Source organism: Polaribacter sp. M10 (genome assembly GCF_054968445.1).
Window position 1 is genome coordinate 353627 of record NZ_JBSSBG010000001.1, and the last position, 22823, is coordinate 376449.

Below are 22823 nucleotides of genomic sequence, written 5' to 3' on the forward strand. Positions count from 1 at the left end.
AATAAAACGTCAAGTAAGTAATCGATTTAGTAAAAAAAATGGATTATTTGTTCAAATATGATGTTTGTCACTTTATGCAAAAGAATATCCCCCTAGTTTTGTGTCTTAATTAAAGCATTACAATAAAATGAAAATAGTAAAAAGTATCGTAAAAATATCTTTGATAGCAGTTATTTTACTCTCACCAATTTTTATGTATAGTCAAGAAAAAGAAGGTTTTAAACCTACTATTAAATGGAATGTAAGAGCACAAATATGGATGCGTTATTCAGATTTAAATGAAGGGTCTTTGGTAAATGGTGAACCAACAGCTAGTTATGCAGATGTTTCCATAAGAAGATTAAGAATTCCTGTTACATCTCAATTAACTCCAAAACTATATTTCTATTCTATTATTGGTGGTAATAATTATAATTTTAAGTCGAACAATTTTCCGATGAGAATTTTAGATTTATATGTAGAATATGCTTTTAGCGAAGCCTTTGAAGTTGGTATAGGAAAATCTGGATGGCAAGGTTTAAATAGATGGAATGTGCGTTCTAATAAAACTTTAATGGGATTAGACTCCCCATTATTTGCATTAAATACAGTAAATAAAACAGATGAAATTGGTAGAGTGTTAGGTGTTTGGGCTAAAGGTAAAGTAGGTAAAATTGATTATCGATTAAGTTTTGGTAATCCAATTGCGGTTACAAGTGTGCCTTCAGCAGGTGTAGATTTTGCAAATAACAAACCAAGAGTTAAAACGTCTTCTTATGTAAAATATCAATTCTTTGAGCATGAATCTAATAAATCGGCTTATCAAACTGGTACTTATGTTCAAGATAAAAAAGTATTTAATATTGGAGCAGGGTTTCAGTTTCAAGAAAAAGCAATGAGTGATGGTGATGCATTGTTGGCAACAACCAATTTGTATGATATGAAACACTGGGCAGTAGATTCTTTTTTAAATTTACCTTTGCAAAATGGAGGTGCAATTACTGCATACTTAGGTTTTTACGATTATGATTTTGGTAAAGATTATATTAGAAATGTAGGTGCAAATAATCCTACTTCTGGAGGAGGTTCTGATTTTAATGGAGCTGGTGTTGCTTTTCCGATGATTGGTACAGGTACAACTTGGTATACTCAGTTTGGCTATGCCTTTAAGAAATCTAAATTTTTAGGTTATCCAATGGTTATTCAGCCTAATATTGCTGTACAGAGTTCTAATTGGGATGTGTTAAAGGAGCAAATGACAGTTTACGATTTTACTATCAACTTTTTAATGGATGGTAAACATGGTAGAAAATTAAGTTTGGGTTATCAACATCGTCCTATTTTTGATGCTACTACATTGCAACAAAAAAATTATAAAGGAATGGCTGTTTTACAATATCAGGTATCTTTAAAATAATTTTAAAAAAAAAATCCTGCGTAAAGCAGGATTTTTTTGTTTATAAATTCGATAAAATCAATAATCTATCTCATAATCTTTACATTCATTTCTTCTACTTTTTTATCAGAAAGAATTGATGGTGCATTAAATAATAAATCTTCTGATGTTCCCGTTTTTGGGAAAGCCATTACTTCTCTAATAGAAGCTTTCTTTTCTAAAATCATCATTAAACGATCTACTCCCCAAGCAATTCCTCCATGAGGAGGTGCTCCATATTGAAACGCTTTGTACATGGTTCCTACACTTTTCATCATTTCTTCTTTGTTATAACCCATATTTTTATAAGTTGCTTCCAAAATTTCTGCTTTATGTGCACGAACTGAACCTCCACCAATTTCGTAACCATTTAAGATTAAATCATATTGTTGTGCGATTATGGTTCCAATTTCATCATCTTTACCATTCATGTGTTTTTCTAAATCGTAAACAGCTGGCATAGAAAAAGGATTGTGTGTAAACGTCCATCTGCCTTCATCTGTTTTTTCAAACATTGGGAAATCTACAACCCAAGCTGGTCTTAATTCCTTAGGATTTATCAACTTTAAGATTCTTCCCATTTCTTGACGAACAGCATCTAAAGCTTTGTTTGCTGTAGCATAATCTGCTGCAGAGAAAAATACAATATCACCAATTTGAGCATCAGTTGCTTTTATAATATTAGCTGCAATTTCCTCACCTAAAAACTTAATAATTGGCGACTGCAAATCATTTTCATTTACAATGATATAGGCTAATCCTCCTAAACCATGTTGTTGAGCAATGGCAGTTAAGTTTTCTATTTGTCCTTTAGACATACGCTTGTTGCCTTGTTCAGCAGCAGAAACTTTAATACATTTTACAATTCCACCATCATCAATAGGTTTACTAAACACTTGAAAAGTAGTATCTTTTACAATGTTAGTAATATCTTGCATTTCTAAACCATAACGTAAATCTGGTCTATCACAACCATATTTATCCATAGCTTCTTTGTAGGTAATTACTTCAAAAGGACGTAAAATCCATTTTTTACCATAAATTTTCTTTACAATTTCGTTAAACATTTTGGTGTTTAAATCGATAATCTGTTGCATACTTGCATATGCCATTTCAATATCTAATTGTGTAAATTCTGGCTGACGATCTCCTCTAGAATCTTCATCTCTAAAACAACGTGCAATTTGGAAGTATTTTTCAAATCCACCTACCATCAACATCTGTTTAAATTGCTGAGGCGCTTGTGGTAATGTATAAAAAGAACCTGCTTGTTTTCTGGTTGGTACAATAAATTCTCTTGCACCTTCATCAGTTCCTGCAGTTAAAATTGGCGTTTCTATTTCTAAAAACTCTTCTTCATCTAAAATATCACGCAGTAACTTAATTACTTTATGTCTGTTTACAATTGCTTTGCGAACATCATCATTTCTATGATCTAAAAACTTATATTGAAAACGAACATTTTCATTGGTTTTCATGGCTCTTTTTATTTCAAAAGGCAATGTTTTAGATAAATTTAAAATTTCTAATGTAGCTGTTTCAAGCTCAATTTTACCAGTTCTTAAACCTGAATTGTAATCGTCTTTTCTTCTCTGAACTACAACTCCAGTAACCATAATAACAGTTTCTGGTTTTAGCTTTACCAATTCATCTAAATTCGGGAAAGTTTCTCTACTTAAACGAACTTGAAAAACTTGATTGCTAGAATCTCTTAAATCGATAAAAATTAATTCTCCATGATCTCTAACACTAGAAACCCAACCAGATAATGTTACTTCTATGTTGATAGAATCATCAGATAAATCTGATATTTTATGGGTTCTGTAGTTATCCTTAATTATTATGGGAGTTTGTTGCAACTCTTGGTTATCAGTACTTTTTTGTTGCTTTTCGTTATTTGCTTTTAGCTTTTGGTCTTTAGCTTTTGGTTGTTGACTAACAGTTAAAGGTGAATCGCTAACAGCGTTAAGAATCTCTTCACGAATCACTTTTCCAGAAGCACCTTTTCCAATAATTTTGATGACTTTACCAACTAAAATTCCGGCTTTACCTTGGTTTCCAGCTTTAATATCGTTAGCAATAGCTTCGTTTTCAGAAATTACTTTAGATACAGCATCTTTAATTTTATCTTCAGAAATGGTGTTGTCTTCAAAATACTTATTGTAATCGAAAGTTCTATCTTTTAAATATCTTGTAATTCCATTCTGTACTAAAACAGAAGTAATTTTATCCGCTTTAAATAATTGAAAAATTTCAATCAACTGATTTACATTATGAATATTGGCATATTCATCAGCAGCAATATTATTTACTAAAGTTTTAGCCACAAAAGAAGGATCTTTTATCACGTTATTAATTGCAATAAAAGTTTCAGAACGTAAAGAATCCGCAGTAAAAAACTTAGCATCTTGTGGTAAAACTCCACCTTTTATCAAAATAGATTCTACTGCAAAAGGCAAAGAACTAATATCAACATCAATAGTTTCTACAACATTTTTAATACTTACAAAAGGCAAATCTGGTTCAGAAATAAAACGATAATCTGCTTCAAACTCCTTTTTACGCATTGTTTTGGTTTGCTTTAAATCTGCATCAAACAAAACAGTGGTTTGGTCTGGTCTAAATTCTTTATGTTCTATATAGTAATTCAGTTGCTTTTCAACTTCTTCTTTTAAAGCTTCAATCATAAACTTAAAAGAATTCAAGTTTTTGATTTCTGTACGAGGATTTAAATTATAGCTGTGTTTTTTTCTAAGTGATACAGAAACATCCGATTTAAATTCCCCTTTCTCCAAATTTGCTTCAGAGATTTTTAAATTTTGAACAATTCTCTGAATGTATTGTGCGTAAGTTGATGCATCTTCTATATGACGAATACAAGGTTCTGTAACAATCTCAATTAAAGGAACACCTGCTTTGTTAAAATCGACCAAAGAAATTTTCTTTTCGTGCATTAATTTTGCAGCATCTTCTTCAATATGAACTTGCGTTAAGTTTACCGTAAATTGCGATCCATCATTTCTAAAACAAGAAACTTGTCCATCAGGAATTACAGGATTATGAAACTGAGTAATTTGTATATTTTTAGGATTATCTGGATATTCATAATGTTTACGATCCCAAGAAATCACCTCATTTTCAAAAGTAGATTTTACTGCTTTTCCAAAGTAAATTGCTTTGGTAATTGCTTCTTTGTTTACAGATGGTAAAACACCCATTTGTCCAGTACATACAGAACAAATATTTGTATTCGGTTGTTCTGTTTCTTGATTTGCACAAGAACAAAACAGTTTCGATTTTGTGTTTAAACGAACGTGAGTTTCTAAACCAATTACAAGTTCTAACTCGTATTTTTTTAATAAATCATTTAATTTCTCTAGCTCCATTATATCAAATCATTTAAGAAATTAGCGAATTGTAAAACGTATGCATCATTATTTTTAGCCGCTGAAATTTGCAAACCAGTTGCAGTTCCTTTTGGTATGGTTAACGTTGGTAATTGGCCTAAACTAAAACCAACTGTATAAGCATCTGATAAATACATAGCCAAAGGATCGTTTAAACTATCTCCAATTTTTGGTGGAGTAGATGGTGTTACTGGCGATAATATCACATCAACTTCATTAAAGTCTTTTTCAAAATTATCAGCAATTTGATCTCTTAAGTTCAATCCTTTTAGATAAATTTCATCAGAAAAACCTTGCGATAAAACTTGATTTCCACCCACAATTCTACGTTTTGTTTCTTCAGAAAAATTTTCTGAACGAGTAATAGAATAGGTGTCTTTTAAATTATCACCTTCAATTCTGTTGCCATAATTTGTGCCATCTAATCTAGATAAATTAGAAGCAGTTTCTGCCATTGCTAATGTATAATACGTAGAAACTAAGGTGTCAGATTCAAAGAAATCTAGTTCTTTTACTTTTATTCCTTTGGATTTTATTTTTTCTATGGATGCTAAAAAATCAGTTTTTACTTGAGCATCAATAGCATCACTATCGATAAAGTTTTTAAAATAACCAATGGTTTTTATTTTATCAGTATTTAAAATAGTTTCTTCGGATATTTTTTCTGATTGATACGTAGTTTGATCTTTTATATCTTTACCACTCATCGCATTTAAAACAATTCTAATATCTTCGATCGATTTTGCAATTGGCCCAACACAATCTGTAGAAGATGCGTAAGCCATAATTCCAAAACGCGAAATTCTACCATAAGTTGGTTTTAAACCGTAAACATTATTGTAGCCTGCTGGCTGACGAATAGAACCTCCTGTATCTCCACCAATAGAAAAAACAGTATACTCTTTTGCTACATTTACTGCAGAACCACCACTAGAACCTCCCGAAACTAAATCAGGATTTATGGCATTTTTAACCGCACCAAAAATGGTGTTTTCAGAGGATGATCCATGTCCAAAAGAATCACAATTTTCTTTTACTAACGGAATTGCGCCAGCATCTAATAATTTTTGAATGGCTGTTGCTGTGTAAGCAGATTTATAATTTTTTAGTAAATCAGAACTTGCTGTAGTATACGTTCCTTGTACCATATAAACGTCTTTAATTCCAAAAGGAATTCCTTCTAAAAGTCCGATTTCTTGTCCGCTTTCAATTTTTGCATCAACTTTTGCTGCTAAATCTAACGCCATTTTATCTAACAAAGAATTTACAGAATTGTACGCGTTAGATTTAAGTAAATCTAATTTGTCTTGTACTAACTTAGTACACGTAAATTCTTTGGCCATCAATTGTTGATGGATTTTGTGTATTTGCGATTTCATATTTATTCTTCGATCACTTTAGAAACAACTAAATAGCCGTTTTTTTCCTTAGGAAAATTTTCTATGATGATTTGTTTTTCTGCACTTGGGCTATCTATTACAACGTCATCTCTTAAATCATCTAGAGAAACAGCATTATTATGATTATTTTGAAAAGAATTATTATTTGTAGCATTGGCATTTTTAATTACTTCAAATAATTGATTTACAGCTTCTGAGGGCTGAGCTCCTTTAATACTAGACAATATGTCTACTGTCATAATTTTACTCATCTTAATATGCTTTTAATTAAAAAGTAAAGCCTTCCGATTTCGGAAGGCTTTATTTATATATTTCTAAACAACAACCTTCTTATCCTAAAAATTAGGATTATTAAAATTATTATTGTTGTTATTATTCATAATCATTATTAATTGTGGGCAAATATATATAGAATTGTTTTCTCTGCCACGTTAATTGTTTAGTTTTTAAATGAAAACACCAATAATTTAATAGATAAATCATTGGTGTAGACATTAATTCAGTAAATTCAAATCAAACACGTTGTTTGGAGTTACAAATTAAAGGTTTATGTTTGGTATTGTAAACAAAATATGTTTAATTGGTTATAAATAATGTTTTAATAATAATATTAGATTTATATATGTAAGTACGAAATCGATTTATTAAAATTTTCTTTTAAAAAGTATAATTAAGAAAAAAAAGATAAAAGAAAATTTGTGCAAAAAGAAATAGCTCTTTACATTTGTAACTCAGTATGAAGAATATAATAAATAATACTTGGTGGTGGAACTCTCTTATCTAATAAGTGAGAACTAATCCTATATGTATAAAATATAAAAAAAGGCTTATCTCACGATAAGCCTTTTTTTATGCTGAATTTATATCAGCATAATAAATAAAAAGATCCTGAATCTATTTCAGCATAAAAATGAAAAAAATACAGTTTAAAACCATTCACAAAACTAAAATTGCAGACACTATAACTCCTGTAGGTTTATATTTACGTTTTAGAGATAAATATGCAAATACACTTTTACTAGAAAGTTCAGATTATCATAGTAAAGACGAAAGTTTTACGTTTATAGCTATTGAGCCTGTGGTTTCTATAAAAGCAGAAAACCATCATTTAAGTTTTTCGCATAATGGAGTTGAATTAGAAAATCAAGAAATTGGTAGAAACTTCAATACTATTTTCGAAAACTATAGTAAATCAATAGCTTTAGATTGCCCAGCTGAATTGAAATCATTTAATGGTTTGTATGGTTATACAACCTATGATTCTGTTCAATATTTTGAAAATATAGAATTATCTGTTGCTGATGCTCCTTCTGCAATTCCTTTATTACAATATAGTTTTTACAGGTTTATTATTGCTATCAATCATTTTAATGATGAAATGACTTTGATAGAAAATATAGAAGAAGGTACTGAATCTCGCATTAAAGAAATTCAGACAATTATAGATGCACAAACTTTTAACACTCAAAAATTTGATATTGTTGGTAAGGAAACATCAAATGTAAAAGGAGAGGAGTTTATTGAGTATGTTAAAAAAGCAAAATCACATTGTAAAAGAGGAGACGTTTTTCAATTGGTTTTATCTCGCCAGTTTCAACAAAAATTTAAAGGAGATGAATTTAATGTATATAGAGCTTTACGTTCTATAAATCCATCTCCATATTTATTTTATTTCGATTATGGTTCTTTTAAATTGATGGGGTCATCTCCAGAAGCACAAATTAAAATTTCTGCAGGTAAAGCAACTATTAATCCAATTGCTGGTACTTTTAGAAGAACTGGTGATATGGCAAAAGATATTCAGTTGGGCAAAAAACTATCCGCAGATAAAAAAGAAACTGCAGAACACGTAATGTTGGTAGATTTAGCGAGAAATGATTTAAGCAAACATGCAGATAATGTAGAGGTTGAGGTGTTTAAAGAAGTGCAATATTTTAGTCATGTAATTCACTTGGTTTCTACAGTTTCTGGTCAATTAAAAGGAAATCCTATAGAAATTGTGGGCGATACTTTTCCTGCAGGTACTTTAAGTGGTGCACCAAAATACAAAGCAATGCAATTAATTGATAAATATGAGAATCAATCTCGTGGATTTTATGGAGGCGCAGTTGGTATTATTGGTTTAGATGGTTCTGTAAATTTAGCCATTGCAATTCGTAGTTTTGTAAGTAAAAACAAGACTTTATATTACCAAGCAGGAGCAGGAATTGTAATTCATTCTGATGAAGAAAAGGAATTACAAGAAGTAAATAATAAGTTAGCAGCGTTAAAAAAAGCGTTGATTTTAGCAGAGAATATTTAGGGCGTTTTAACGGGCTTTCATTACTCGCTTTTTTTGAGAAAAACAAAAAAGAGCTCAAACAGACCATTCAATCCCTAACGCAGATTGAGCATTTTAATAAAGATTTGTAAACAATTAAACAAATCCACAATTAAACGATTACACAACAAAAGAATATGAAAATATTAATTTTAGATAATTACGATTCGTTTACCTACAATTTGGTACACATGGTAGAAAAAATTACAGGGAATTTTCCTGCAGTTTTTAGAAACGACGAAATCAGTATTGCAGATGTAGGTACTTACGATATCATAATGTTATCTCCAGGACCAGGAATACCTGATGAAGCAGGTATCTTAAAAGAAGTAATTAAAACCTATGCAGGAATAAAGCCAATTTTCGGAGTTTGTTTGGGCTTGCAAGCAATCACTGAAGTTTTTGGAGGTACAATTATCAATTTAGATGAGGTTTTCCACGGAGTTGCCACTGAAATGAAAGTAACAGATAAAAATGCGACTATTTTTAAAGATGTTTCAGAAACATTTTTAGCAGCACGTTATCATTCTTGGGCAGCAACAGATGAAGGTTTTCCAGAAGAATTAAAAGTAACTGCTAGAGATGAAGATGGATTAATACAAGCAATTGAGCATAAAATTTTTCCAATTTCAGCGGTTCAATTTCATCCAGAATCTATTTTAACTGATGTTGGTGAGCAGTTGGTTACTAATTTTATCAATGCAAATTCGTAATGAAATCAATTTTAAACAAATTATACAATCACGAGAGATTGTCTAAATCTGAAGCCAAAAAAATTCTGATAGATATTGCATCAGAAAAATATAATGATGCGCATTTGGCTTCATTTATGACGGTTTTTATGATGCGCCCAATCACAGTTGATGAACTTTCTGGGTTTAGAGATGCACTTAGAGAATTATCAATAAAAGTAGATTTATCAGATTACAATAGCATTGATATTGTGGGAACAGGTGGAGATGGAAAAGACACCTTTAATATATCAACATTAACCTCTTTTATTGTTGCAGGTACAGGACAAAAAGTAGCAAAACACGGTAATTATTCTGTGTCTTCACAATCTGGATCTTCAGATATGTTAGAAAGTTTTGGTTACAATTTTACCAATGATGAAAACATTTTAAAAACGCATTTAGAAAAAGCGAATATTTGTTTTTTGCATGCGCCAAAATTTCATCCAGCAATGAAAGCGGTTGGACCAACAAGAAAGGCGTTAAAATTAAAAACATTCTTTAATATGTTAGGGCCTTTGGTAAATCCGAGTTCACCAAAAAACCACATGTTGGGTACTTTTAATTTAGAGGTTGCACGTTTGTATAATTACATTTTGCAAGAAGACTCAACTATCAATTACGGAATTATTCACGCCTTAGATGGTTATGATGAAATTTCGCTCACTAGCGGATTTAAGCTGTTTACTAAAAACGGAGAGCAATTGATAAATCCTGAAGATTTAGGTCAGAAAAGAATACAACAATCAGAAATATTTGGTGGAAATTCTGTGGATGATGCAGCAAAGATTTTTAAGTCTATTTTAGACGGAAATGGAACTGATGCTCAAAATAATGTTGTTTTAACAAATGCAGCGTTTGCATTAACAATTGTTGATGAAAACAAGTCTTTTGAAACTGCATTTACAGAAGCTAAAGATTCGCTATTTGGCTTAAAAGCCAAACAAACATTAGAAAAATTAGTAAGTTTATAAAATGAAAAAGTTCTCGATACAATTTTCTCAAAAAAAATCGAAAATCACTAGAACTGACATACGTACTGTCTCATTGAGTTAATTTGAGAAGAATAAACAAATTAGTATCGAGCTGTTTTAATAAAAAGTAATAATGACAAAAAAGAAAAACAATATAATTCTAATTATTCCTGCATTTTTGTTGATAGGAACAGCGATAGGAATACAAACCAAAGATCTTTTTAAACAAATGAGTATTGGTTTAATAGTAGGTGTAATTGTTTACTTTTTTTTAAGGAATAGAAATAAGAAATTGAATAGCTAATAATTACGAATTCTTAATTACGAGTGATGAAAAAACACAACATTATACAGATAAAAAGCTATGATTTCGCTGTTAGAGTTGTTAAGTTGTATAAACATTTATCACAAGAAAAGAAAGAGTTTGTATTAAGTAAACAATTATTACGTTCAGGCACTTCAATAGGAGCTAATGTAGAAGAAGCTATTGGAGGGCAAAGTAGAAAAGACTTTTTTGCTAAATTAACAATAGCATATAAAGAAGCACGTGAATCTCATTATTGGATTCGTTTATTAAAAGATACTGACTTCTTGTCTGAAAAAGAATCAGCATCATTATTGACAGATATTGAAGAAATTTTAAAAATTATCGAAAGTATTCAAAAGACAATTCGTAATTCATAATTAAAAATTTGTAATTATTAAAATGACAATTTTAGATAAAATAATCGCATTTAAAAAGAAGGAAATTGCTAAAATAAAAGCAGAAGTTCCTGTTAAAAAATTAGTAGAAAGTCCTAGTTTTGATAGAACACCTTTTTCGTTAAAAAAAGCGTTGCTAGAAGTGGGTTCAACAGGAATAATTGCCGAGTTTAAACGCCAATCTCCATCCAAAGGAATTATTAATGATAAAGCTACAATCACAGAAGTAACCAATGGTTATTTAGATGCAAATGTTGCTGCTCAATCCATTTTAACAGATACTTCTTTTTTTGGAGGAACTATGGCAGATTTAATGGAAGCTAGAACAATTAATCAACAAAAACCAATTTTAAGAAAAGACTTTGTAGTGGATGGTTTTCAAATTGTAGAAGCTAAAGCCATTGGTGCAGATGTAATTTTATTAATTGCATCTTGTTTAACATCAGCAGAGTTAAAAAACTATGGAAATCTTGCTACAGATTTGGGTTTAAGTGTTTTATATGAAGTACATACGCAAGAAGATTTAGATAAAATTAATGATTTAGATAACAAAATTATCGGAATCAATAACAGAAATTTAAAAACGTTTGAGGTTGATTTAGAGCACTCTATAAAATTAGCAAATCAAATTCCTGATACTTGTATTAAGGTTTCAGAAAGCGGAATTTCTGATCCAAAAATTATTACAGGGTTAAAAGAATTTGGTTTTCAAGGGTTTTTAATTGGCGAGAGTTTTATGGCAGCAGAAAATCCTGGAGAGGCTTGTCAAGAATTTATCAGTCAAATTAGGTAGAAAATAGTGTAAATGTGTAATTGTTTAAAAGTGTAATTGAATAGTGAAGAATATAAAATGAATAAGAATATTTACACAGTTAAACGAATAAACAATTAAACAATATTCAGCATGAAGCTAAAAGTTTGCGGAATGAAATACATAGAAAATATTCAGCAAGTTGCTGAATTAAATCCTGATTATTTAGGGTTTATTTTCTATGAAAAATCCAAAAGAAATTTTGAAGGTATTATTCCAGAATTTTCAAATTCAATAAAAAAAACAGGTGTTTTTGTTAATGAATATATAGAGATTGTTATTTCTTTGGTAGAAGAGTATAGATTAGATGCTATTCAATTACATGGTGATGAATCTGTAGAATATATTATCGAATTAAAGAAACAATTAGCAGAAAACAGAGCTTTGTTTATCGAAGAAAATAAGCAAATTAAAAAGAAGAAAAATCAACATTATATCTCTAAAAATGAAATTGAAATCATTAAAGTTTTCGGAATTAAAGATGAATTTAATTTTGATGTTTTACAGCCTTATTTAGAAGTTGTCGATTATTTTTTATTCGATACAAAAGGAAAAGAAAGAGGAGGAAATGGAACAAAATTTGATTGGTCTGTTTTAGAAAAATATCCATATGATAAGCCTTTCTTTTTGAGTGGTGGAATTGGTCCAGAAGATATAGAACAAATCCAAATAGTAAGAAAAACAAATTTACCCATTTATGCGTTAGATGTAAATAGTAAATTTGAAATTGAGCCAGGTAGAAAGAAAATCGAAGAATTAAAAGAGTTTAAAAATAAAATATATGTGTAATTGTGTAATCGTTGAAGTGTGTAAAAATCCGCACAAATTAACAATTACACGATTAAACAATTTAACAGTTACACATTAAGAATTATGAAATCACAATTTCAGCCAGATGAAAATGGATATTTTGGACAATTTGGAGGAGCTTTTATTCCTGAATTATTGTATCCAAATGTAAAAGAATTAGAAGATAATTACATACAAATTATCGAATCTGAAGAATTCCAAAAAGAATACAAATCTTTATTAAAAGATTATGTTGGGCGTCCAACACCTTTGTATTATGCCAAGCGTTTATCAGAACAAAATGGAGCACATATCTACTTAAAACGCGAAGATTTATGTCATACAGGTGCACATAAAGTAAACAATACCATAGGCCAGGTTTTAATAGCTAAAAAATTAGGAAAAACTAAAATTATAGCAGAAACAGGAGCAGGCCAACATGGTGTGGCAACAGCAACAGTTTGTGCTTTAATGGGTTTAGATTGTACTGTTTTTATGGGCGAAAAAGATATTGTTCGTCAAGCACCAAATGTTGCTAGAATGAAAATGTTAGGTGCTAAAGTTGTACCAGCAACTTCTGGATCTAAAACGTTAAAAGATGCTACAAACGAAGCCATTCGTTATTGGATTCAGAATCCAGAAACGTTTTATTTAATTGGTTCTGTAGTTGGTCCTCATCCACATCCAGATATGGTGGCTCGTTTACAAGCAGTGATTTCTGAAGAAATAAAATGGCAATTAAAAGAAAAAACGGGTAAAGAAAATCCTGATACGATTATTGCTTGTGTTGGTGGTGGCTCTAATGCTGCTGGTGCTTTTTATCATTATATGGATGATAAAAATGTAGAATTAATTGCTGTAGAAGCTGCAGGTTTGGGTGTAAATTCTGGTGAAAGTGCAGCAACTTCTCAATTAGGTGAAGTTGGAATTATTCACGGATCTAAAACCATTTTAATGCAAGATGAATATGGGCAAATTGTTGAACCGTATTCTATTTCTGCAGGATTAGATTATCCAGGAGTAGGCCCTTTACACGCTTATTTATACGAAAGTAAAAGAGCTAAATTTATGAATGCAACTGATAAAGAAGCATTAGCTGCTGCTTATGAATTAACTAAGGTAGAAGGAATTATTCCTGCTTTAGAAACAGCACATGCATTAGCGGTTTTACCTAAAATTGAGTTTAAAAAAGACCAAGTTGTGGTTGTAAATTTATCTGGTAGAGGAGATAAAGATTTAGAAACCTATATCAAACATTTAGAAGAATAGATTAACTATTGTCATTACGAGTAAGAATGACGAAGTAATCTCTTAATTTAAGATTGCTTCACTATGTTCGCAATTACGAAATAGAAAAAATTATGAATTCAATCGAAAAATTATTTCAAGAAAAAGATAAAAATTTATTATCTATATATTTTACTTGTGGTTATCCAAATTTAAATGATACTACCACAGTAATTTCATCTTTAGAAAAAAGTGGTGTAGATTTTATTGAAGTTGGGTTGCCTTATTCAGATCCTTTAGCAGATGGCCCAACCATACAAGATAGTAGCCAAAAAGCTTTACAAAACGGAATTAACTTAGACTTGGTTTTTGAGCAGTTAATGAGCATTAAAGCATCTAATAAAACTCCTTTGGTTTTAATGGGATATCTAAATCAGATGTTAAAATATGGCGAAGATAAATTCTGTCAAAAAGTTGTAGAATGTGGAATTGATACTTTAATTCTACCAGATTTACCAATGGTTGAATTCGAAAATCATTATCAAGAATTGTTTGATAAATACGGACTTACCAATGTGTTTTTAATTACACCTCACACATCCGAAGAAAGGATTCAAAAAATTGATTCTTATACAAAAGCATTTATTTATGTTGTGGCTTCTGCATCAATCACTGGTGCTAAAGGAGAAATTTCTAACCATCAATTGGCTTATTTTGAGAGAATTAAAGCAATGAATTTAAAAAGTAAATTAATTGTTGGTTTTGGTATTTCTGATAAACAGACTTTTAATACAGCTTGTAATTATGCAAATGGAGCCATAATTGGGTCTGCTTTTATTAAAAATTTAGGAAAAAACGGAGTTGCATCTATTGATGATTTTATAAAACCGATAATTAGTTAAATAAAACTTAAAACAGTCTTAAACAATTTCCGAAATTTAAGAATCGGTCTTAATATAGCATAACTTAGTTGTTTTAAATTCAAATAAAATGACTAAAAAAACTATTCTATTCTTTGCAGTACTCTGCAATTTAACTTTTTTTAATGCGCAAAACACGTTGGTTAGAACTCCAACTATTAGTCCAGATGCTTCTAAAATAGCTTTTGGTTATCATGGAGATATTTGGGTGTTAGACATAAACACGAATCAAACAAATAGATTAACCATACATCAAGCTTATGAGAGTAATCCTATCTGGAATACCAAAAGCAACCAAATTGTTTTTATTTCTAATAGAAAAGGAAATAGAAATATTTTTAAAACAGATTTAAATGGGGGTATTCCAAGCCAAGTAACTTATTATCCTACTACAGATACTCCAAGTCAATGGACTGCCAATGGTGATATTATTTTTTCTAGTAACCGAATTTTTAAAGGTACAGAAAGAGAATCATCAATATATAAAATTAACGAAAAAGGAGAAACACCTACTCGTTTTATGAATGCTTTAGGTAGCCAAGCTTCTGTTTCTCCAAATGGTAATTTTGTGGCTTTTGTAAAAGGAACTTGTAGAATTTCTAGAGAAGATTATAATGGCCCAGCACAAAGAGATATTTGGATTTATAATATAAAATCTAAAGAATACCATCAAATTACAACCAGTAAAAAAAACGATCATACTCCACTTTGGGACGCAAATAACAACCTGTATTATATAGGTTCAGAAAGTGGTAGGTACAATATTTACAAAACATCTTTAAATGTAAATGGTAGTAAATCTGGTTCTGAAACTCAATTAACAAATTTAAAAGTTGATGGAGTTTTATCTTTTTCAGTAAGTAATAATGGTACAATTGTGTACAATAGCGGAATTGAAGTTTTTAAAATTCAGGATGGAAAATCTAGTAAAGTAAATCTAAATTTAGCTACAGATAATAGATTCGAATTAGAAGAAACAAAAACAGTTTCAGACGGAATTAGAGATTTAAGTGTATCACCTAATGGAAAATTAATTGCTTTAAGTATTAATGGAGAAATTTTTGTAAAAGAAAATAACAAAGACAAAACAAAAGCAAATAATGTAAGCAATCATCCTTTTAGAGATGATAATCCTTTTTGGATTGATGATGAAACTTTAGGTTTTTTATCCGATAGAAATGGACAAAATGAATTGTATAAAGTAGTTTCTACGGATAAAAATGTGAACTTAAGTAGAAGTTTAAAAACTAAAGTTACACAATTAACCAATAGTAAAATTGATGTTTTTGAACCTATTTTATCTCCAAACAGAAAGAAATTAGCTTACAGAATTGGCAGAGGTCAATTGGTTATTGCTGATGTAAATGATGGTAAATTGAGTAAACCAAAAAGTTATTCAGATACTTGGTCTGCTGCAAACGGAGTTTCTTGGAGTCCTGATAGTAAATACATTGCTTACTCTCAATCAGATTTAAATTTTGATAGCGAAATTTATATACAATCTGTAGAAAATCCATCAAAAAAAATGAATGTTTCTATGCATCCAAGATCAGATACTAGACCAGTTTGGAGTCCTGATGGTAAAAAACTTTCTTTTGTATCTAACAGAGCAGGAGATAGAGGAGGTATTAATTATGATACTTGGATGGTTTGGTTGCAAAAATCTGATTGGGAAAAAACTAAATCAGATTATAAAGAAGGAGATTATTATCAACCAAAAGAAGAAGAAAAAAAGAAGGATAAAAAAGAGGTTGTTGTTAAAATAGACGAAGATAAAATTTACGATAGATTAGTGCAATTAACAAGTTGGGCTGGCAACGAATATGGAGCATTATTTAGTGCAGATAGTAAAAGTATTTATATTTCTGCTACAAATCCTGCAACAAGTAGAAATGGTTATTATAAGGTAGATTTATTAGGAGGCACTCCTAAAGAAGTTAAAGGTGTAAGTTATGTTGGTGGTACTAGTTTAAACAAAGAAACTTTGTATTATTCATCTAGAGGAAAATTAAAATCTTTAAATCTTAAGACAGATAAAGTGGCTTCTTTTACGCATTCAGCTACGCACACAACTTATTTTGATAAATTAAACGAACAAGTTTTTTACGAAGGAGTTAGAGCAATAACTGCAGGTTTTTACGATCCTAATTTTCATGGTTATGATTGGGATAAGATTGTAAAAAGATACACACCATGGGTGTTATCTGCTGCTACAAAACAAGATTACACTTTTATGTATAACAATATGCTAGGGCAATTGAATGCAAGTCATATGGGGTATAGAGGTAGAACTCCAGAAGATGTTGCTAATGATGATGTTGGTTTGTTAGGTTTGGCAGTTTCTAATGTAAATAATGGTGTAAAAATCGATTATATATTAGCCAATTCTGCAGCTACAAAAACAAATGTTTCTTTAAATTTAGGTGATGTAATTACTGCTGTAAATGGTAAAGAAATTAAAAAAAATACAAACTTTTATAGCTTGTTAAAAAACACTTCTGGAGAAGAAATTTTGTTAACCTTAGCAGATGGAAAAGAAGTGGTTGTTAGAACAGAATCTACAAGAACAATTAGTCGTTTGCGATATGAAGAATGGATAAATTCTCGTAAAAAATTAGTTGATGAATATTCTAATGGTCAACTAGGTTATATTCATATACAAGGGATGAACCTACCAAGTTTTGAGCGTTTTGAACGTGAATTAAAAGCTAGTGGTTATGGCAAAAAAGGTATTGTAATTGATGTAAGAAACAATGGTGGTGGTTGGACTACTGATCGATTATTAGCCGTTTTAACTTACCAACAACATGCCTATACAGTGCCAAGAGATGCAACAGATAATCTTCAGAAAAATAATGTAAAGTATAAAGAAAATTATCCATATAACGAAAGAGCTGTTTTATCTGTAAATACTAAACCTTTAGTAGCCTTATCTAACCAAAGTAGTTACTCTAATGCAGAGATTTTTGCACATGCATTTAAGAGTTTAAAATTAGGGAAGTTAGTAGGTCAGCCAACATTTGGTGCTGTAATTTCTACAGGTAGTCATCGTTTGCAAGATGGTTCTATAAGAATGCCATACAGAGCTTGGTACGTAAAAGAATCTGGATTAAATATGGAACATGGGCCAGCAGTACCAGATGTTTTAGTAGAAAATAAACCAGGTTGGAAAGCTAGAAATGAAGATGATCAACTTAAAAAAGCGGTAGAAGTTTTATTGCAAGACCTTAAATAACAAATAGGTTTTAAAACTTATAATAAATAGAAAAGCGAAACTTAAAAAGTTTCGCTTTTTGCTTTTAAATTAAAGAATAATTCGGAAAAATTGTCTGCTTTTAATCTTTATAGCTGATAAAATATTAACTTAAATAAGTATTTTTAAATTTGATGAAATAATAAGAGAAATAGTAGTAGTAAAAATTAAAAATGATTTAATTAGTAACCGCTATAAGTTTTACATCGAAAAGAACTACTTCTCCAGCTAAATCAGAATATGAATAAAATGGATAGCCTATTTTAGATGGAATAATCAAAGTGGCTTCACCATCTGGTTTTAAATAAGTAATACCTTCTGAGAAACCAGGAATTAACTGACTTAAATTAAAATCTACACCTTCAATTGGGCTTTCGTCAAAAACATTGCCATCTGTGGTATATCCTTTGTAATACACAGTTACGTCTGATGTTAATGATGGAGAAACTCCAACACCTTCTTCTTCTAGGATGTAATACAAACCCGAATCACTTTTTTCTGGATTTAAATTATTGGCAGCAATATATTCTTGAATTTCAATTTCGTTTAAAGCATCATAATCTGGAATATCGTACTCTGTAGACTCATTATTTAAACAAGACGTAAATACTAATATTAAAATGAATGCTGATAAGTATGATTTCATAAGTACATTTAATTTATTCTGTTTTTTCTGCTTCAGTTGTGTTTTCAGTTTCTGGAGCTTTACTTTCTTCCTTTTGTTCATAAACTTTTTCACCATTTAAATAGGTAGCTATCACTTTAGTATGTGGTATGTCATTACCATTTATGCTCATAAGATCTTGATCTAAAATCACAAAATCTGCAAATTTACCAACTTCAATAGAGCCTTTTTCTGTTTCTTCAAAATTTGCGTGTGCTGCCCAAATTGTCATTCCTTTTAAAGTTTGACTTCTTGTTAATGCGTTACCCATTTGAAAACCATCTTCAGGAAAACCTTCTAAATCTTTTCGATGTCTGGCAGCATAAAAGGTTAAAAATGGACTAACTTTTTCTACAGGAAAATCTGTACCTAAAGCAATTTTACCATATCTATTTAACAAATTTCGGTAGGCGTATGCGCCTCTCATTCTTTCTTTACCCAATCTTTCTTCTGCCCAATACATATCAGAAGTGGCGTGTGTAGGTTGTACAGAAGGTATAATATTATTAAAACTTCTAAAATCTTTACTCGATACTATTTGTGCATGTTCAATTCGCCAACGTCTATCTTCTTGGTCTTTTAAAGCTTCTCTGTAGGTTTTTAACATCCAAGTATTTGCAGAATCTCCAATAGCATGTGTATTCATTTGAAAATCAGAAGCAGCAATTTGTTTTGCAATTTCTCTATATCTTTCAGGAGGATAAATTAACGCACCAAAATGGTTTTCTCTATCAGAATAAGGTTCACGTAAAGCTGCTCCTCTAGAGCCTAAAGCTCCATCTCCATATACTTTAAAAGAACGTACATTTAATCTGTCTGTTTTGTAAATTCCTTGTTTAATGTAATAATCGATTTGTGTTTGTTTATCACCAGAAATCATGGCATAAACTCTCATTTTTAATTGATTTTTCTTTTGTAAATCATCAATTAAATCGATGATGTTTTTATCTAAACCAGCATCATCAACAGTGGTTAATCCGTAAGAAAAACAAATTTTTTGCGCTTCTAAAAGAGCATCAATAGATTCTTGTCTTGTAGGTTCTGGTATTTTTATAAAATCCATGGCAGCATCAATTAAAACACCAGTCATTGCTCCATTTTTGGTAATAATTTCTCCTCCTGTAACAGGTGTATCTTTAGTAATACCAGCCAAATCTATTGCTGCTTGATTTACTAATAATGCATGGCCATCTATTCTTGTAATGGCAACTGGAGTAGAAGGGAATAATGCGTCTAATTTTTCTTTGGTAGGGAATTCTTTAACTTCCCAATCATTTTGATCCCAACCACGTCCTGTAATAAAACTTACATTTTTTCTTTTCTGAAAAGCAACTAAAGTATCTAAAACAGCATCGTAACTTTTAGTGCCTTCTAAATTTGCTTTTTGTTGCTGCAAACCCATTCTGTAAAAATGACAATGTGCATCTATTAAACCTGGTATTATAGCTTTTTCTTGTGCATTAACAGTATCTAAAGCAATGTAATTGTCTAGAATTTCTTCATCAGTTCCAGTAGCAACAAATTTTCCATCTTTTACAGCAAAGGCTTCTTTTTTTTGAAAAAGGTCATTAATTGTGTATGTGGTAGAATTGTAGACAATAAGATCTACTTTTTCTTTACCACAAGAAAATAAAAAGAGAGATGTTATAAAAATAAAAATACTTCTTTTCATAAATAATTAGTGAATATACACAAAATATATTCCACTTATCAATAGAAATTGAAGGGGAATTCTGTTGATTATTAATTTCTTTACTCTTACTGATTGTCTATTGTTTGAAATATACAAAAGATAGACTGCCAACAATAATACAATAATTGCACTTACCAATGTTTGTATTAAAATGATTGTTTTGATCAATTTTAATCCGAAGGTAATTTGTAAACATCCAAAGGTAATAATTGTCATTTTTTTAGGGAAAAAATCAAAAAAAGAATGTTTATATGTGTTTGTTATTTTGTTAAAAAGGAAAAAAAGTTTATTGTAAATTATATTTAAAATTAGAATTACTGTTTTCAATAAATATTAGGGTTTTAGGGGTGAGTTTGAGTATAAATATTTATCCATTAAATAAACGATACTTGCCATAGATGCACTACCTAATTCGAGTTCTCGTTTATTAACTTTGTCGAAAGTATCTCTGCTTGTATGATGATAATCGAAATAACGTTGTGAATCTGGTCTGTACCCTACTAAAGTTACATTTTCTCCTTTTAAAGGACTAATGTCTGCACCAGAGCCACCTTTATCTAAATCGTGTAAACCATAAGGTGATAGTAGTTTTTTCCAGCTTTGTAATAATTTTGTATGCACACTATTTGCATCTATAGAAAAACCTCTAGGTGTATGTCCACCAGCATCAGATTCTAATCCTCCAATATGGTTTTCTTTGTTTAATGTTGCTAATTCTGCATATTTTTTAGCACCTCTTGTTCCATTTTCTTCGTTCATAAAAAACACAATTCTAATGGTATTTTTTGGTTTGATGTTGTTCTTTTTAAACAAATAAGCCACTTCTAAAGATTGTACAATTCCTGTTCCATCATCATGAGCACCTTCACCTAAATCCCAAGAATCTAAATGACCACCAACAACAAAAATATTTTCTGGAGTTTCTGATCCTTTAATTTCACCAACAACATTAAAAGATGGTGCGTCTGGTAAAGTTTTACAACTTTGTTTAAAATAGAATTTTAAATTTGGATTTTTCTGTAAATCATCACTCAAAATCTCTGCAGCTTTACTACTAATTGCAGCTGTTGGTATGTGTTTTTCGATTGGTAAATCTCCATAACTTATAGTACCTGTATGTGGATAATCGTCTATAGAATTGGTCATAGAACGCACAATTACACCTTTTGCACCAAACTCGCCACAAACAGCAGCGCCTCTAACACGTTGATCTACACAACCTCCATAAGCTTTAAAAGTGTTGATTAAAGTATCATCAAAAGGACGATTGAAAAACACAATTTTGCCTTCCATTTTACTGCCTAATGCTTTGGCTTCTTCTAAACTTTTTACCTCAATAACTTCTGCTAAAACTCCTGTGTTTGGGGTTGCAACAGAAAAACCTAAAGCACAAATTGCTACATTCTTTTGAATTCCATTTGTAGTATAAGTTGCAACTTCTTTTTCGCCACGAACCCAATGTGGCACCATAACAGGTTGTAACCAAACAGAATCTAAACCTACCTCTTTCATCAATTTTTCTCCCCATTCTACAGCTTTTTGGGCTTCTGCAGAACCTGATAATCTACCTCCAATATTTTGGGTTAAATCTCTTAGCCACTCATAAGATTTACCATCTGTTAAAGCACTATTAAATAGCGTTTTTATATGGGTAGAATCTGTTTTTTCTTCTAAAGTAAGTTGATTAGATTGCTCTTTTGTAGGTACATTCTGATTACAAGAAAAAATTAAAAAAGTAAAGAATGATAAGATTATAATTTTTTTCATGTGTGTTTGTTTTACAGAAATTATATTTCTTTTAGTAATTTATTAGATTCGCGATAGATGTATCTATATTTTCTTTGATTGGCTTCTATCATATTGTTTATCTCTGAGGTAACTTCTTGCAAAACAATTTTTGCATCTTCTTTTTTATCTCTTCTAATAAAAAATTTAGAGAGTTCTAACCTTTCTGGATAATTAGAATATCTTTTGTCTATTTTTTTAAATTGCTCTTCTGCTTCTTCTAAATTACCACATTCTTCTAAAGAAATAGCATAAATGTAAATAGAGCTTCTAAATGATTTGTCTAAATCTATTTTGCTAGCGTAAGTAATTACTTTATCGTAATTTTTTAACTCAAAATAACATTTTATTGCTCTGTTTATTGTGTGTGGATTATTTTTATAATTGCCATTTAAAGCTTTTTCGTAATAAGGAACAGCTATGGCAAAATCTTTATTTTGCCTATGTGCATCTGCTAAATCGATAAGGTTTTGATAGGTTTCTGAAAAACTTAACTTTTTTTCTAACTCTTTTATTTTTTTTGCAGGATTTAAAACGTTTTCTACAGAATCTGATAAATTTCTTAAATTAGATCCGTTTAAAATGTGCATAAATAGATAAACCAAAGACCCAATTACTGGCACAAAAAAGATAACAAAATACCAATATGTCTCGTTTCTACTTTTGTAAACGTGAAAAATACAAAATGCCTGAAAAGCTATTATAATGTAATAAAGCATAGGCCGTAAATATA

General features: G+C 30.3%; 17 protein-coding genes. 10 read left to right on the top strand and 7 right to left on the bottom strand.

The genetic code is table 11. The features are described from left to right. The first annotated feature begins 127 nt into the window (after positions 1-127). Complete coding sequence (locus tag ACWYN7_RS01515) at positions 128-1396, top strand: porin (protein ID WP_462858082.1); 1269 nt, start codon at positions 128-130, stop codon at positions 1394-1396. A 65-nt stretch (positions 1397-1461) separates the two neighbouring features. Here ACWYN7_RS01515 and gatB/aspS read toward each other — a convergent pair whose 3' ends face one another. The 3 genes from gatB/aspS to ACWYN7_RS01530 are packed head-to-tail and all read right to left on the bottom strand — an operon-like array spanning position 1462 to position 6472. Then, positions 1462-4800: a bifunctional amidotransferase subunit GatB/aspartate--tRNA ligase AspS gene (gene gatB/aspS / locus ACWYN7_RS01520; protein ID WP_462858083.1), complete on the bottom strand. Its 3339-nt coding sequence runs from the start codon at positions 4798-4800 to the stop codon at positions 1462-1464. Beyond that, the gene (locus ACWYN7_RS01525; protein ID WP_462858084.1) at positions 4800-6200 is read right to left on the bottom strand and encodes an amidase family protein; all 1401 of its coding nucleotides are present in this window, start codon (positions 6198-6200) and stop codon (positions 4800-4802) included. Before ACWYN7_RS01525 ends, gatB/aspS begins: the two co-directional genes overlap by 1 nt. A 2-nt stretch (positions 6201-6202) precedes the next feature. After that, positions 6203-6472, bottom strand: coding sequence for an Asp-tRNA(Asn)/Glu-tRNA(Gln) amidotransferase subunit GatC (locus ACWYN7_RS01530; protein WP_462858085.1), 270 nt, complete (start codon positions 6470-6472; stop codon positions 6203-6205). A gap of 659 nt (positions 6473-7131) precedes the next feature. Between ACWYN7_RS01530 and ACWYN7_RS01535 the strand changes: the two genes are divergently transcribed. The 9 genes from ACWYN7_RS01535 (at position 7132) to ACWYN7_RS01575 (ending at position 17930) form a co-directional block, all read left to right on the top strand. Then, entirely contained in the window at positions 7132-8523 is a 1392-nt protein-coding gene (locus ACWYN7_RS01535) for an anthranilate synthase component I family protein (RefSeq protein ID WP_462858086.1), read from the top strand. 155 nt (positions 8524-8678) lie between these two features. Continuing rightward, on the top strand, positions 8679-9254 hold the full coding sequence (locus ACWYN7_RS01540) for an anthranilate synthase component II (protein ID WP_462858087.1): 576 nt from the start codon (positions 8679-8681) through the stop codon (positions 9252-9254). Continuing rightward, complete coding sequence (trpD, locus tag ACWYN7_RS01545) at positions 9254-10246, top strand: anthranilate phosphoribosyltransferase (RefSeq protein WP_462858088.1); 993 nt, start codon at positions 9254-9256, stop codon at positions 10244-10246. The genes ACWYN7_RS01540 and trpD overlap by 1 nt, the downstream gene beginning before the upstream one ends. 330 nt (positions 10247-10576) lie before the next feature. After that, positions 10577-10930 carry a four helix bundle protein gene (locus ACWYN7_RS01550; RefSeq protein ID WP_462858089.1) on the top strand — a complete coding sequence of 118 codons (354 nt, stop codon included), beginning with the start codon at positions 10577-10579 and terminating at the stop codon, positions 10928-10930. Between the two features lie 22 nt (positions 10931-10952). Beyond that, positions 10953-11741: an indole-3-glycerol phosphate synthase TrpC gene (gene trpC / locus ACWYN7_RS01555; RefSeq protein ID WP_462858090.1), complete on the top strand. Its 789-nt coding sequence runs from the start codon at positions 10953-10955 to the stop codon at positions 11739-11741. Between the two features lie 111 nt (positions 11742-11852). Beyond that, positions 11853-12548: a phosphoribosylanthranilate isomerase gene (locus ACWYN7_RS01560; protein WP_462858091.1), complete on the top strand. Its 696-nt coding sequence runs from the start codon at positions 11853-11855 to the stop codon at positions 12546-12548. Between the two features lie 84 nt (positions 12549-12632). Beyond that, a complete protein-coding gene (trpB, locus tag ACWYN7_RS01565) occupies positions 12633-13817 on the top strand; it encodes a tryptophan synthase subunit beta (RefSeq protein ID WP_462858092.1) in 1185 nt (394 codons plus the stop codon). Between the two features lie 92 nt (positions 13818-13909). After that, a complete protein-coding gene (gene trpA, locus ACWYN7_RS01570) occupies positions 13910-14677 on the top strand; it encodes a tryptophan synthase subunit alpha (RefSeq protein ID WP_459483172.1) in 768 nt (255 codons plus the stop codon). Positions 14678-14765: 88 nt separating this feature from the next. Continuing rightward, positions 14766-17930 carry a S41 family peptidase gene (locus ACWYN7_RS01575; RefSeq protein ID WP_462858093.1) on the top strand — a complete coding sequence of 1055 codons (3165 nt, stop codon included), beginning with the start codon at positions 14766-14768 and terminating at the stop codon, positions 17928-17930. 196 nt (positions 17931-18126) lie between these two features. On the opposite strand, the gene ACWYN7_RS01580 is transcribed toward ACWYN7_RS01575, so the two are convergent. The 4 genes from ACWYN7_RS01580 to ACWYN7_RS01595 form a co-directional block, all read right to left on the bottom strand. Continuing rightward, a complete protein-coding gene (locus ACWYN7_RS01580) occupies positions 18127-18594 on the bottom strand; it encodes an FKBP-type peptidyl-prolyl cis-trans isomerase (protein WP_462858094.1) in 468 nt (155 codons plus the stop codon). 13 nt (positions 18595-18607) lie between these two features. Next, positions 18608-20284, bottom strand: coding sequence for an amidohydrolase (locus tag ACWYN7_RS01585; RefSeq protein ID WP_462858096.1), 1677 nt, complete (start codon positions 20282-20284; stop codon positions 18608-18610). 354 nt (positions 20285-20638) lie between these two features. Beyond that, the gene (locus tag ACWYN7_RS01590; protein ID WP_462858097.1) at positions 20639-22072 is read right to left on the bottom strand and encodes a M20/M25/M40 family metallo-hydrolase; all 1434 of its coding nucleotides are present in this window, start codon (positions 22070-22072) and stop codon (positions 20639-20641) included. A 20-nt stretch (positions 22073-22092) separates the two neighbouring features. Continuing rightward, positions 22093-22809: a hypothetical protein gene (locus tag ACWYN7_RS01595; RefSeq protein ID WP_462858098.1), complete on the bottom strand. Its 717-nt coding sequence runs from the start codon at positions 22807-22809 to the stop codon at positions 22093-22095. Positions 22810-22823 lie beyond the last annotated feature (14 nt).